The organism is Rhizobium sp. LjRoot254, assembly GCF_964254105.1.
Lineage (GTDB): Bacteria > Pseudomonadota > Alphaproteobacteria > Rhizobiales > Rhizobiaceae > Rhizobium_E.
On sequence record NZ_CAXUSM020000001.1, the window covers coordinates 119,557 to 133,088 of the forward strand.

The following is a 13,532-nucleotide window of genomic DNA, read 5'->3' on the forward strand; positions in this document are numbered from 1 at the left end:
CACCTCTATATGGTCCAATTCAGCCCAAGGAGAAATTCATGAAGATCACGCTTATCGGTGCGCCCGTTCAGGAAGGCGCAGGACGCCTTGGATGCGATATGGGACCGGCTGCGTTTCGTGCCGCCGGCCTTGCCGGCGCATTGCGCGATCTCGGCCACGACGTCACCGATGCCGGCAACGTGTCGCCGCCGGTGCCGCATACATTCGATCATCCGAACAAGGCGCTCAAGAATCTCGGCGAGACCGTGGCCTGGACCGAGGCGCTTGCCTATGCCGCCTTTAACGAGAGCAAGGATGCCGTGCCTGTCTTCATGGGCGGCGATCACAGCCTGTCGGCGGGCACCGTCGCGGGCATGGCGAAGCGCGCCAAGGCACTCGGCAAGCCGTTCTATGTGCTCTGGCTCGATGCGCATACCGATTTCCATTCGTTGGTCACCACCACATCAGGCAACCTGCATGGCACCCCAGTCGCCTATTTCACCGGCCAGCCGGGGTTCGAAGGCTATTTCCCGACGCTCGAAGTGCCGGTGAAGCCCGAGAACATGTTCATGATGGGCATTCGCTCCGTCGATCCCGCCGAGCGCCGCGCCATTCGCGAAGCCGGAATCCAGGTCGCCGACATGCGGATGATCGACGAGGAGGGGATCGTGGCGCCGCTCAGGCGGTTCCTCAAGGAGATCGCGGATGCGGGCGGCATGCTGCATGTCAGCTTCGACGTCGATTTCCTCGAGCCCTCGATCGCGCCGGCAGTCGGCACGACCGTGCCCGGCGGCGCGACCTTCCGCGAGGCGCATCTCGTCATGGAAATCCTGCACGACAGCGGGCTCGTTTCAAGCCTCGACCTCGTCGAACTCAACCCCTTCCTCGACGATCGCGGCCGTACCGCTTTCCTCATGACCGACTTCACCACCAGCCTGATGGGCAAGCAGGTGATGGACAGACCCACCAGGAGCTATGCATGATCCCGAACCTCAACATCGTCCCGTTCGTCAGCGTCGACAACATGATGAAGCTCGTGATGCGGACGGGGGTCGAGACCTTCCTGACCGATCTGGTCAGCTATATCGAAGAGGATTTCCGCCGCTGGGAACTGTTCGACAAGACGCCGCGTGTCGGCGCTCATTCGGAAGCCGGCGTCATCGAACTGATGCCGACCAGCGACGGCACGCTCTATGGCTTCAAATATGTCAACGGCCATCCCTATAATACCCGCACCGGCCGCCAGACGGTCACCGCCTTCGGCGTGCTCGCCGATACGGCGAGCGGCTATCCGACGCTGATCACCGAGATGACGATCCTGACCGCGCTGCGCACCGCCGCGACCTCGGCCATGGCCGCCAAGTATCTTGCGCCGAAGGGTGCCACCACGATGGCAATCTTCGGTAACGGCGCACAGTCCGAGTTCCAGGCGATGGCGTTCAAGGCCGTGCTCGGCATCAACAAGCTGCGCCTCTACGACATCGATCCCAATGCCACAAAGAAATGCGCGCGCAATCTCGCCGGTCACGGCTTCGAGATCGTCGAGTGTGCTACGCCAGAAGAAGCGGTCAGTGGCGCCCACATCCTCACCACGGTGACGGCAGACAAGAAGAATGCGACGATCCTGACCGACAACATGGTTGGCCAAGGCGTGCATATCAACGCCGTCGGCGGCGATTGCCCCGGCAAGACCGAGTTGCACAAGGACATCGTGCTCAGGTCGAAAATCTTCGTCGAATATCCGCCGCAGACCTGGATCGAGGGCGAGATCCAGCAGTTGGACAAGTCCCATCCGATCAACGAACTCTGGAAGGTCGTCGCCGGCCAGGCCGAAGGCCGCACCGACGATCGCCAGATCACGCTGTTCGATTCCGTCGGTTTCGCGATCGAGGACTTCTCGGCGCTACGCTACCTGCGCGACCGGCTGGCCGGCACGGGCCTTTATCAGGAACTCGATCTGCTCGCCGATCCCGATGAGCCGCGCGATCTCTACGGCATGCTCTTGCGCTCCGTGAAGCAGGACGTTAAGGTTGCCTAGATCAATTGATTGATCGAACGACCAAGGAAGTATTGCATGCAATACAAATTGATCGCTTCCGATCAAAACTGTCACCTTTTCGTAACAGTTTCCAAACTTGGTCTTTTCCCGCCTTCAAATTTTTACAATTTTGCTGTTATAGAGCATTCCATACCTCTTGTGCGGCGCATCCGTGATGTCCACATAGCGGGGGTTGTCGGTTCCACGTTCGTTTTGCCCCGCCGGTCGAGGCAGCGTGTGATTGACGGACTGGATGACGACCGCGTTGCAGTGTGATTGGCGCGAAGTCCGCTAGCGGACTTGTTGCATTGCAGCAAAAAGGGTATGCTCCTGGCTTCGGCCGGGACCGGTTTATCATTTCAAACTTCGACCACCGGCCAGGGACGATGAAACATGTCTATAAGAAATTTAGCGTTTGCTATTGCCGCCTCGGTTTTTGCGGCCTCTCCAGCCTTTTCCACTGCCGCGGATGAGCCCGCGGCCGTTACCAAGACAGCAGCCAAGCCGGCCGATGACAAGGCAAACCTTCCCGCGATCCGGGTGATGGACGTTCGCGAGCGCAAGCTCGTCGATCGCGTCATTGTCTCGGGCACGATCCAGGCGGTCGAAGAGGTCTATGTCCAGCAGCAGGTCGAAGGCCTCAGGATCGAGGATCTCAAGGCCGATGTCGGCGATACCGTCAAGGCGGGCGATGTACTCGCCACGCTTTCGCGCGACGCGCTGATCCTTCAGAAGAGCCAGTTGCAGGCCAACCGCGCCAAGGCCGAGGCCGTCGGCGCCCAGTTCCAGGCACAACTCGTCGAGGCGCAGGCCAACGAGGCGGAAGCCCTCCGCCAGGCCCAACGGGCGGAAAAGCTCGTCAAGAGCAAGGCAATCGCCGTGTCGCAGGCGGAGCAGTTGCGGGCAACCGCAACGGCCTCCACAGCGCGCGTCAATTCCGCGAACCAGGCAATCCTCGCTAATGTCGCCGACATTAAGGTCGTCGATGCGCAGCTTGACGATATCGATCTCAAGCTGGCACGAACCGAGGTGAAGACCCCGGTCGGCGGGATCATTTCCGTCCGCAATGCCAAGATCGGCGCGATCGCGCTCGGCGGCAGCAATCCGCTGTTCACGATCATTCGCGACAACGCGCTGGAACTGAAGGCGGATGTCGCCGAAGGCGATATATTGAAGCTGCAGCCGGGCCAGGTCGTTCATCTGGCGGTCGCCGGCACGAGCACTGAGATCGAAGGCAAGGTGCGTACCATAGATCCAGTGATCGACCAGACGACCCGACTCGGCACGGTCAAGATAACGATCGACGATGCCTCCGCCGCCCGAATCGGTATGTATGCGACCGCCGAGATCATCATTTCGGATCGCAATGTGTTGACCCTGCCGCTGACCTCGGTGACGACGGAAGACGGTGCGCCGATCGTGCGCCTGGTCGATGGCAAGGGCGTCGTCAAGCTGACGAAGGTGAAAACCGGCGTGCAGGACGGCGACTTCGTCGAGATCGAAAGCGGCCTGAAGGCTGGGGATATCGTGGTCGAGAAGGCGGGCGCCTATGTCCGCGATGGCGACCGCGTGAACCCGGTCTTCCCGCAGACCGCATCGAACTGACGGGGGCGCGATCATGAACTTCTCCGCGTGGTCCATCCGCAATCCCGTCGCGCCGCTTCTGGCGTTCTTCCTGTTGACCGTGCTCGGCATCAAGTCGTTCTACGATTTGCCGATCACTCGCTTCCCCAATATCGACGTGCCGATCGTTTCGGTCAGCGTGTCGCAGGCGGGTGCCGCCCCGGCCGAACTCGAAATGCAGGTCACCCGAGAGGTGGAGGATGCCGTTGCCGGTATCGCCGGCGTCGATTTCATCCAATCGACGGTCAATGACGGCGTCTCGACGACCGCCATCATGTTCAAGATCGAGGTGCCCTCCGACAAGGCGCTGCAGGACGTCAAGGATGCGATCGACCGGATCCAGTCCGACCTGCCCGCCACGGCCGAGACGCCCGAAGTCACCAAGATCGACGTTGAAAGCAACGCGATCCAGACATTCGCGATCTCTTCGCCGAACATGACGCTCGAAGAGCTTTCATGGTTCGTCGACGACACGGTCAAGCGCGCGTTGCAGGGCAAGCCGGGCGTCGGCCGTATCGATCGCTTCGGCGGCGCCGATCGCGAAGTTCATATCGAACTCGATCCGGCCAAGCTGAATTCGTTCGGCATCACCGCCGCCGACGTGAACCGCCAGATTAGGAACACCAATGCCGACATGGGTTCCGGCCGTAGCCAGCTTGCCGGCGCCGAGCAGGCGATCCGTACGCTGGGCGACCAACGCGACGTCAAGGCGCTCGCCAATACGACGATCTATGTTTCGGCCAACAGGTTCGTGAAGCTCGCCGATCTCGGCACGATCAAGGACACCTACAAGGAGCCGACGTCGTTTTCACGTTTCAACGGCAATCCGGTCGTCTCCTTCGCCGTCTTCCGGTCGAAGGGGGCCTCCGAAGTCACGGTTGCGGAGACTGTCGATGCCGGTCTGAAGACGATCCGCGAAAAGAATCCCGAAGTAAACATCCAGCTCGTCGATGACGCAGTCTACTTCACCTACGGCAACTACGAATCGGCGATCCACACCCTGATCGAAGGCGCCCTGCTTGCCGTTATCGTCGTGTTCCTGTTCCTGAGGAACTGGCGTGCGACGTTGATCTCGGCCGTTGCACTGCCGCTCTCGGCGATCCCGACCTTCTGGATCATGGACATGATCGGGTTCTCGCTGAACCTCGTCTCGTTCCTCGCCATGACGCTCGCGACAGGTATCCTGGTCGACGACGCGATCGTCGAGATCGAGAACATCGCGCGCCATATCAAGATGGGCAAGTCGCCATATCGCGCGGCTATCGAGGCTGCCGACGAAATCGGGCTCGCCGTCATCGCCACCAGCTTCACCATCATCGCGGTCTTCGCGCCGGTGTCGTTCATGGGCGGCATACCCGGCCAGTACTTCATTCAGTTCGGCCTGACGGTAGCGATCTCGGTCTTTTTCTCGCTGGCGGTGGCGCGATTGATCACGCCATTGATGGCTGCCTATCTGATGCGGGCATCCGACGCCGACGTCGGACATGACGAGCATGGCAAGGAAGGCTGGATCATGCGCGGCTACACCGCGCTGATCGGTGCCGTCACGCACCGCTGGTACGGTCGCTACGGCACACTGGTCATATCACTTGGCGTGCTTTTCGGCTCCTTCGTGCTGCTCGCGAGCGTTCCCGGCAGCTTCATGCCGCCTGAGGATGCCGGCCGCGTTATCCTCTCGGTGGAATTGCCGCCGAGCGCCAAGCTCGAGGATACGGATGCGCTGACCAAGGTCGTCGGTGATCGCATCAAGGATATCGAGGGAGTCGATAGCATCTACATTCTCGGCGGCTCCTCACCGAAAGGCGATCTCGAACTGCGCCGCGCGTCGATCTATGTCAACCTCGACAAGATCGAACATTCACTGCTCAAGAAGATGGTCAACGATGTCTTCGGGAAACTCCCTGTTGTGGGTGCCTATATCCCGAAGATGGAAATCCACGGGCGTACGGTTCCGCAATGGGATATCGAGACGGAAATCTTCAAGCGTGTCACCGATATTCCGGATGCGCGCATCCTGAAGCTCAACGACCGTGGCGAACGTGACGTCGCCTATAACCTGACCTCGTCCAATGCCAAGGATCTGGACGCTGCCGCGGCGCGCCTGGAGGCGGATCTGCGCAAGCAGAAGGAACTGCTCAACGTCGGCGTTGAAGGCGCTCTGCCTCGCTCGGAAATCCAGATCAGGCCGGACCCGGTTCGCATGGCGCGACTTGGTATCACCACCGCACAGGTGTCCGAGCTGGTCCGTGTCGCCACGATCGGCGACATCGATCAGGCGCTTTCGAAGGTCTCTCTCGACGACCGCATGATCCCGGTACGGGTCCAGCTCGATCTCACGGTTCGTCGCAGCCTGGCCGAGATCAAGGCGCTCAAGATTCCGACGAATACGGGCGCCAGCGTGCCTCTGGCCTCGGTCGCCGATGTCAATTACTCCGAGGGCCCGAGCATGATCAAGCGTTACGACCGCAATCGCGTCGTGACGTTGGGTGCCAGCCTGCCGACGGGTGTGGCGCTTGATCAGGCCATGGCCGCGTTCAACAAGTCCGTCAAGGATGTGAAGCTTCCGCCGACGGTGCAGCAACTGGAGAGCGGCGACACAAAGATCCAGGGCGAAATGATCCAGGGCTTCGTGACCGCCATGATCCTCGGGATCATGCTGGTCTTCGCTGTGCTGATCCTTCTGTTCAAGGACGTGCTGCAGCCGATCACCATCATCTTCTCGCTGTTCCTGGCGACCGGCGGCGTCGCGATCGCATTGATCATCACCAACAATGCGATGTCCATGCCCGTCATGATCGGCATGCTGATGCTGATGGGTATCGTGGCGAAGAATGCGATCCTGCTCGTCGACTTCGCGGTCGAGATGATGCATCGCGGCATGAAGCGGTCCGAAGCCATGGTGGAGGCGGGCCGCAAGCGTGCCCGTCCTATCATCATGACGTCAATCGCGATGTCGGCCGGTATGCTTCCCTCGGCGCTCGGTGTAGGCGAGGGTGGTGCCTTCCGCGCGCCGATGGCCATCGCCGTCATGGGTGGCATCCTGGTGTCGACAGTGCTGTCGCTGGTTGTCGTGCCTGCCTTCTTCCTGATCATGGACGACATTTCCCGCCTGCTTGGCTGGATCTTCGGCCGCATGATCGGCAAGAAGGAAGAGGAGATGGAGGTTCTCGAAAACGAGGAACTGACCCGGCTGCTCAACGAGAACAGCCGTACGATCTCCTCGCTCGAGGAACGCCTCCAGCGGATCGAAAGCGACAGGCCCGACACTGAAACGGCGCCGGCCGCAGCGAAAAGCCGCAGGGACTTTGCTGCCAATGACCGGGAGAGCAAGCCGCTCGCTGCGGAGTAAAGCTCTCCATTCCATGACAAAAGACACAAACCCGGCCATGTGCCGGGTTTTGCTTTTTTTCCCGAGAATATTTGCCCGGAATTGATCCAGATCAATTCGGTTGCCCGCGCTTGCTGTACTGTGGAGCATGCCGGAGCTGCCATCGGGAGACTATGGATTGCACAAGAGCCTGAAATTGAATGCGCGCGACCGGGACGTCCTGACCAGGTCGCGTTTGCTTGCCTCTCTCGATCCGCGGCTGCAGAGAAGGATGCTGGACAGCGCTGTGGTGACTGCCCATCCGAACCGGGAGATTCTGATCGAGATGGACTCGCGGCCGCAGGAGTTCTTCGTGGTTTTGAGTGGGCATGTCCGTCTCTACCGGCTCGAAAACGATCGCCGCGAGGCGGATATCGCGGTCTACGGCGCCGGCGATGTCTTTGCCGAATGCGCGATGTTCCTGGAGGAATGCTATCCGTTCCAGGTGCAGGCGGCGGAGGCGACAACGCTCGCCCGCTTCGATGGAGAGAAAATCCGGCCGATGCTCGTCGAGGAGCCCGCGCTCGCGCTGTCGCTGATGCGGATCATGGCGTTCCATGCGATGGATGCCCGTCTCAGCGTCGCCAACGACCGGCTGCACACCGCGCCGCAGCGCGTTGCCAAATACCTGTTGGAACTCTGGCATGCCCATGGCGGCCCCGGAAATGCCTTCAAGCTGCCGTTCCAGAAGAGCCTGCTCGCGGGTAAGCTGGGCCTCGCGCCGGAAGCGCTGTCACGCGCCTTCTCCATGCTCCGGAACGCCGGCGTTTCCATTCGCGGCCGCATGGTGCAGATCACCGATGCCGAGGCGCTGAAGAATTTCTGACGGGAAAGATGCTGGAGCGGGTGAGGGGAATCGAACCCCCGTATTCAGCTTGGGAAGCTGCTGCTCTACCATTGAGCTACACCCGCGCGGCCTTTCAAATCCGACACATTCGGTTCGCTGTCAAGGGTCTATCCGCGACAGGCGAAACACGCTCCGGCACGCGGCCTCATCGTGATCCCAGGGTATTTCGACCCGGCCCGACAAACATCGTCAAGATAGGTCTTCCTTCCCCACGGGCCGCTTTGCTAAGAGCGGGCGGTGAAATCAAAAGGGAAGGCGAGACATGGAGCGCTTGCAGGGCCTGATCGAGTCGCGCGTATTCGATCTCACCATAACGTGGCTGATTGTGATCAACGCCGTCACGCTTGGGCTGGAAACCTCGCCTTCTATTATGGCGAGGTACGGCGACCTGTTGCATCTGATCGATCATCTGCTGCTCGGCGTTTTCGTCGTCGAGTTGATGGCCAAGATCGTGATCTATAGGACTGCGTTCTTTCGAGATCCCTGGCGGGTGTTTGATTTTCTCGTCATCGGCATCTCGCTGCTTCCCGCCAGCGGCCCGCTCTCGATCCTGCGTGCGTTGCGCGTGTTGCGCGTCCTGCGGCTGGTTTCGATCATCCCTTCCATGCGGCGCGTCGTCGGAGGCCTGTTCCTGGCGCTGCCTTCGATGGGGTCGATCTTCCTGCTGCTGATGCTCGTCTTCTATGTCTTCTCCGTCATGGCGACAAAGCTCTATGGCGCGGATTTTCCGGTCTATTTCGGCAATATCGCCGCCTCCGCCTTCACGCTGTTCCAGGTCATGACGCTCGAAGGCTGGGCGGCCGAGATCGTGCGGCCGGTGATGGAGAGGCACCCGCAGGCGTGGCTGTTCTTCCTGCCCTTTATCCTGGCCACCTCGTTCACGGTGCTCAACCTGTTCATCGGTATCATCGTCTCGGCCATGCAGACTGAGCACGAGGCGGAGGTGAAGGAGGCACAGGCCGAGATGGAGGAGGACCAGGCCGAGATCCTGCGCGAGTTGCGCGAGATCCGGCATGAACTCGTCGAACTGCGCCGCTCAAAACATGGATAAGTTCTATTCGGTCGCGCCCCTGAAATGCTTGGAGAGCTTCAGGCCCTGTGCCTGGTAGTTCGAGCCGAGGCCCGAGCCGTAGAGCGCCTCGGGCATTTCATGCATGTGCTCGTAGACCAGCCGGCCGATGATCTGGCCGTGGTCGAGGATGAACGGCACGTCATGGCTGCGCACTTCGAGCACCGCCCGCGCGCCCGCGCCGCCTGCCTGGGCGTGGCCGAAACCGGGATCGAAGAAGCCGGCATAGTGCACGCGGAATTCACCCACCAGCGGATCGAAGGGCACCATTTCGGCAGCATAAAGCGGTGGAACATGCACCGCTTCGCGGGAGACGAGGATATAGAATTCATCCGGGTCGAGGATCAGCTCATTGCGGCCGCGGCTGTAGATCGGCTCCCAGAAATCGAAGATGTCATGGGCCGCCTTCACATCGACATCGATGACCGCCGAATGCCGCTTGCCGCGATAGCCGATCAGCCCCTCCGGGCCGGTGCCCTTGAGGTCGATCGACAGCGCGATCGAGGAACCTGATATGACAGGCTTTTCGCTCGCGACCAGCGTGTCTGACAGATGCAGCGCCAGCATCTCGTCTTCCCGCAGTAGAGACTGGCCGTTGCGGAAGCGAATCTGTGACAGACGCGAGCCGCGGCGGACCACGATCGGGAAGGTCTTTGGCGAGATTTCGAGATAGAGCGGACCTTTGTAACCCAGCGGTATCTGGTCGAACTCCTGGGAATAATCGGTGATCACCCGGGTGAAGATATCGAGCCGGCCGGTCGAGCTTTTCGGGTTGGTGGAGGCCGAGAGCGAGGCCGGCAGATCGAGGCTTTCGATGAGCGGCACGATATAGACGCAGCCGGTTTCCAGCACAGCCCCTTCCGAGAGATCGATCACATGCAGCTTGAGCCTGTCGAGCTTGTCGGCGACGCGCTTGGATGGCCCCGGCAGGAAGGACGCGCGCACGCGGAACGCGTTGGCGCCCAGCCGGAGATCGAGGCTTGCCGGCTGGATCTGGTCGGCGTCGAGCGGCTTTTCGGATATGAGCCGGCCTTCTTCGGACAATGTCCGGATTGCGCGGTCTGCAAGTATGCCTGCCATTTCATCTCCAAGGTTTTGCGGGACAATAGAAATCCGTTGCCGTTGACGCAAGAAGGCAGATGCGTTAAGCCCGATTTGTCCCGTGGTGATTTGGCCGGCCGGCTTGCAGCCACGTTAAACAAGTAGCTAAAAAGGCCGGGTTCGTTGGAAACCGGCCTGCTTTTTGCGGCCGGTTTTTTGATGTCTGAAGGTGATAACATGAGCAAGAACTGGCGGCCGGCAACCAAACTCGTCCACGGCGGCACATTGCGTTCGCAATATGGGGAGACTTCCGAAGCGATCTTCCTGACGCAGGGTTTTGTCTACGAAAATTCGGCCGCGGCCGAAGCCCGTTTCAAGGGCGAGACGGACGGCTTCATCTATGCGCGTTACGGCAGCCCCACCAACGACATGTTCGAAAAGCGCATGTGCCTGCTGGAAGGCGCGGAAGATGCCCGCGCCACAGCCTCCGGCATGGCGGCCGTCACCGCCGCGATCCTTTGCCAGTTGAAGGCGGGCGACCACATCGTCGCTGCCCGTGCACTCTTCGGTTCCTGCCGCTGGGTGGTCGAGACGCTGGCGCCGAAATACGGCATCGAATGTACGCTGATCGACGGCAAGGATCTCGTCAACTGGGAAAAGGCGATCCGCCCGACGACCAAGGTGTTCTTCCTGGAGAGCCCGACCAATCCGACACTTGAAGTGGTCGATCTCGAAGGCGTCGCCAGGCTCGCCAACCAAGTCGGCGCCAAGGTCGTGGTCGACAATGTCTTCGCCACGCCGCTGTTCCAGAAGCCGCTCGAACTCGGCGCCCATATCGTCGTCTATTCCGCCACCAAGCATATCGACGGCCAGGGTCGCTGCCTTGGCGGCGTGGTGCTGTCCGACAAGGAATGGATCGACGCCAACCTGCACGATTATTTCCGCCATTCCGGCCCGGCCATGTCGCCGTTCAATGCCTGGGTCCTTCTCAAGGGGCTGGAGACGATGGCGCTACGCGTCAAGCAGCAGACGGAGAACGCGACCAAGGTGGCGGATTTTCTCGCCAACCACAATGCGGTCGCCAAGGTCATCTATCCCGGCCGCAAGGATCACCCGCAGGCTGACATCATTGCGCGCCAGATGACCGGCGGCTCGACGCTCGTCGCTTTCGAGCTGAAGGGCGGCAAGAATGCTGCCTTTGCGGTGCAGGATGGGCTCGATGTCGTCATGATTTCCAACAATCTCGGTGATGCGAAGAGCCTGATCACGCATCCGGCCACGACGACGCACAAGAACCTCACCGAAGATGCGCGCGTCGAACTGGGCATCTCGCCGGGACTGCTGCGGCTCTCGGCCGGGATCGAGGATGCGGATGACCTGATCGAGGATTTCGATCGGGCGTTGAGCAAGGTCGGGAAATAAGACAAAGTTGGTGGGTTGGGCTTCACCCTTCACCAACTTCGGCCAAGGGTTCACTACGTTCACCCGGCCTTCGTATCCTCTCCCGCAAGGGGAGAGGTAAACCTGCGGCGGCGCCTGCCTTCAAGCGAAGGCGGCAAGTGTGGCACCCTACCTCTCCCCTTGCGGGAGAGGATAGCAAGCCTGCATGAGACCGCAGGTCGAAGGCATAGGCGCGCTTGGTGAGGGGTGAAGCGCCAAGCGCAGGCTTATGACACGCGACGCGTGGGAGGAATACCATGTCCGACGAATCCAATCCAAAGCGCCGCCTGCGTTCGCAGGATTGGTTCGACAACCCCGACTACATCGACATGACGGCGCTTTATCTCGAGCGCTTCATGAACCAAGGCATTACCCCCGAGGAATTGCGTTCCGGCAAGCCGATTATCGGCATCGCGCAGTCGGGCAGCGATATCAATCCGTGCAATCGCCATCATATCGAACTGGCGAAGCGGGTCCGCGACGGCATCCGCGATGCGGGCGGCATCGCCATCGAATTCCCCACGCATCCGTTGTTCGAGAATTGCAAGCGGCCGACAGCGGCGCTCGATCGCAATCTCGCCTATCTCGGCCTGGTGGAAGTGCTCTACGGCTATCCGATCGATGGCGTCGTGCTGACGACCGGCTGCGACAAGACCACGCCCTCGGCGCTGATGGCGGCCTCGACCGTCGATATCCCGGCGATCGTGCTCTCGGGCGGTCCGATGCTGGATGGCTGGCACGACGGCAAGCTGGCTGGTTCCGGCATGGCCATGTGGCAATCGCGGCGGCGCTATGCGGCAGGCGAGATCGACAAGGAAGAATTCATGGAGGCGGTCCTCGATTCCGCACCTTCCATCGGCCATTGCAACACGATGGGCACGGCCTCGACCATGAATGCGTTGGCCGAGGCGCTCGGCATGTCGCTGACCGGCTGCGGCAATATCCCGGCAGCCTATCGCGAGCGTGGCCAGATGGCCTATCGCACCGGACGCCGTGCCGTCGAGATCGTGCTCGAGGATCTCAAGCCGTCCGACATCCTGACGCGTGACGCCTTCCTCAATGCCATCCGCACCAATTCGGCGATCGGTGGATCGACGAATGCCCAGCCGCATCTGGCCGCGATGGCCAAGCATGCCGGCGTCGAGCTCTATCCCGAGGACTGGCAGGTGCACGGCTTCGATATTCCGCTGCTGGCGAATGTCCAGCCGGCGGGTGCCTATCTCGGCGAGCGCTATCATCGCGCCGGCGGCACGCCCGCCGTGATGTGGGAACTGCTGCAGAACGGCAAGCTGAACGGCGACTGTCGCACCGTCACGGGCAGGACGATGGCTGAGAATCTCGAGGGTCGTGAAGCCAAAGACCGCGAGGTCATCTATCCCTATGCGGCGCCGATGATGGAGCGCGCAGGCTTCCTCGTGCTCAAGGGCAATCTCTTCGACTATGCGATCATGAAGATGAGCGTGGTCTCGGATGATTTCCGCCGCCGCTACCTGCAGGAACCCGGCCACGAAGGCGTGTTCGAAGGCAAATGCGTGGTGTTCGACGGTTCGGAGGATTACCACAAGCGCATCAATGATCCGGCGCTCGGCATCGACGAGAAGACGATCCTGGTCATTCGCGGCGCCGGTCCCATAGGCTGGCCGGGTTCGGCCGAGGTGGTCAACATGCAGCCGCCGGATCATCTCCTGAAACGCGGCATCAAGAGCCTGCCGACGATCGGCGACGGCCGCCAGTCCGGCACATCCGACAGCCCGTCGATCCTCAATGCCTCGCCGGAAAGCGCGGCCGGCGGCGGGCTTGCCTGGCTCCGGACCGGTGATGTCATCCGCATCGATTTCAACCACGGCCGCTGCGACATGCTGGTGGATGACGCCGAGATCGAGCGCCGCAAGGGCGACGGCATTCCCGGCGTTCCGCCCGATGCCACGCCCTGGCAGCGCATCTACCGCAAGACGGTCAATTCGCTCGCCGAGGGCGCCACGCTCGAAGGTGCGACGGAATTCCGGCAGATCGCCAAGAACCCGCCCAGGCATAACCACTAGCCGTCCATTTATATCGCGAATGAGCTGGAAAGCTGCAACGCCTTGCCTCGCCGTGCGTTTTTGCACGGACATGCAAGGAAATTGGA

9 protein-coding genes, 1 tRNA gene and 1 riboswitch are annotated in these 13,532 nt (G+C 61.0%); of the genes, 8 read left to right on the forward strand and 2 right to left on the reverse strand.

Features of this window, described 5'->3' with window-relative positions; translation table 11 throughout:
- The first annotated feature begins 38 nt into the window (after nucleotides 1–38).
- From rocF to ACSQ26_RS00660, 5 genes are all read left to right on the forward strand, one after another.
- Nucleotides 39–962, forward strand: a complete 924-nt coding sequence (gene rocF, locus ACSQ26_RS00640) for an arginase (protein WP_436005284.1) — start codon at nucleotides 39–41, stop codon at nucleotides 960–962.
- Nucleotides 959–2,017: an ornithine cyclodeaminase gene (locus ACSQ26_RS00645; protein ID WP_436005286.1), complete on the forward strand. Its 1,059-nt coding sequence runs from the start codon at nucleotides 959–961 to the stop codon at nucleotides 2,015–2,017. Before rocF ends, ACSQ26_RS00645 begins: the two co-directional genes overlap by 4 nt.
- Before the next feature lie 393 nt (nucleotides 2,018–2,410).
- Nucleotides 2,411–3,622, forward strand: a complete 1,212-nt coding sequence (locus ACSQ26_RS00650; RefSeq protein ID WP_436005288.1) for an efflux RND transporter periplasmic adaptor subunit — start codon at nucleotides 2,411–2,413, stop codon at nucleotides 3,620–3,622.
- 13 nt (nucleotides 3,623–3,635) lie between these two features.
- A complete protein-coding gene (locus ACSQ26_RS00655; RefSeq protein ID WP_436005290.1) occupies nucleotides 3,636–6,989 on the forward strand; it encodes an efflux RND transporter permease subunit in 3,354 nt (1,117 codons plus the stop codon).
- A 250-nt stretch (nucleotides 6,990–7,239) separates the two neighbouring features.
- Nucleotides 7,240–7,833, forward strand: coding sequence for a Crp/Fnr family transcriptional regulator (locus tag ACSQ26_RS00660; protein WP_436005292.1), 594 nt, complete (start codon nucleotides 7,240–7,242; stop codon nucleotides 7,831–7,833).
- 12 nt (nucleotides 7,834–7,845) lie between these two features.
- On the opposite strand, the gene ACSQ26_RS00665 is transcribed toward ACSQ26_RS00660, so the two are convergent.
- A tRNA-Gly gene (locus tag ACSQ26_RS00665) sits at nucleotides 7,846–7,919 on the reverse strand.
- 197 nt (nucleotides 7,920–8,116) lie between these two features.
- Between ACSQ26_RS00665 and ACSQ26_RS00670 the strand changes: the two genes are divergently transcribed.
- Nucleotides 8,117–8,905: an ion transporter gene (locus tag ACSQ26_RS00670; RefSeq protein WP_436005294.1), complete on the forward strand. Its 789-nt coding sequence runs from the start codon at nucleotides 8,117–8,119 to the stop codon at nucleotides 8,903–8,905.
- Nucleotides 8,906–8,908: 3 nt separating this feature from the next.
- On the opposite strand, the gene ACSQ26_RS00675 is transcribed toward ACSQ26_RS00670, so the two are convergent.
- Nucleotides 8,909–10,003 (reverse strand): 2'-deoxycytidine 5'-triphosphate deaminase, encoded by a 1,095-nt coding sequence (locus tag ACSQ26_RS00675; RefSeq protein WP_436005296.1) that lies wholly within the window; start codon nucleotides 10,001–10,003, stop codon nucleotides 8,909–8,911.
- Between the two features lie 72 nt (nucleotides 10,004–10,075).
- Nucleotides 10,076–10,154, forward strand: a riboswitch (SAM riboswitch).
- A 47-nt stretch (nucleotides 10,155–10,201) separates the two neighbouring features.
- Between ACSQ26_RS00675 and ACSQ26_RS00680 the strand changes: the two genes are divergently transcribed.
- A complete protein-coding gene (locus ACSQ26_RS00680) occupies nucleotides 10,202–11,386 on the forward strand; it encodes an O-succinylhomoserine sulfhydrylase (RefSeq protein WP_436005298.1) in 1,185 nt (394 codons plus the stop codon).
- A 275-nt stretch (nucleotides 11,387–11,661) separates the two neighbouring features.
- Nucleotides 11,662–13,446 carry an IlvD/Edd family dehydratase gene (locus ACSQ26_RS00685; RefSeq protein ID WP_436005300.1) on the forward strand — a complete coding sequence of 595 codons (1,785 nt, stop codon included), beginning with the start codon at nucleotides 11,662–11,664 and terminating at the stop codon, nucleotides 13,444–13,446.
- Nucleotides 13,447–13,532: the final 86 nt, after the last annotated feature.

Coding starts and splice junctions, on each gene's coding strand:
- ACSQ26_RS00660 (WP_436005292.1), top strand. CDS start 7,240: ATGCTGGACAGCGCTGTGGTGACTGCCCATCCGAACCGGGAGATTCTG.
- ACSQ26_RS00670 (WP_436005294.1), top strand. CDS start 8,117: ATGGAGCGCTTGCAGGGCCTGATCGAGTCGCGCGTATTCGATCTCACC.
- ACSQ26_RS00655 (WP_436005290.1), top strand. CDS start 3,636: ATGAACTTCTCCGCGTGGTCCATCCGCAATCCCGTCGCGCCGCTTCTG.
- ACSQ26_RS00680 (WP_436005298.1), top strand. CDS start 10,202: ATGAGCAAGAACTGGCGGCCGGCAACCAAACTCGTCCACGGCGGCACA.
- ACSQ26_RS00645 (WP_436005286.1), top strand. CDS start 959: ATGATCCCGAACCTCAACATCGTCCCGTTCGTCAGCGTCGACAACATG.
- ACSQ26_RS00685 (WP_436005300.1), top strand. CDS start 11,662: ATGTCCGACGAATCCAATCCAAAGCGCCGCCTGCGTTCGCAGGATTGG.
- ACSQ26_RS00675 (WP_436005296.1), bottom strand. CDS start 10,003: ATGGCAGGCATACTTGCAGACCGCGCAATCCGGACATTGTCCGAAGAA.
- rocF (WP_436005284.1), top strand. CDS start 39: ATGAAGATCACGCTTATCGGTGCGCCCGTTCAGGAAGGCGCAGGACGC.
- ACSQ26_RS00650 (WP_436005288.1), top strand. CDS start 2,411: ATGTCTATAAGAAATTTAGCGTTTGCTATTGCCGCCTCGGTTTTTGCG.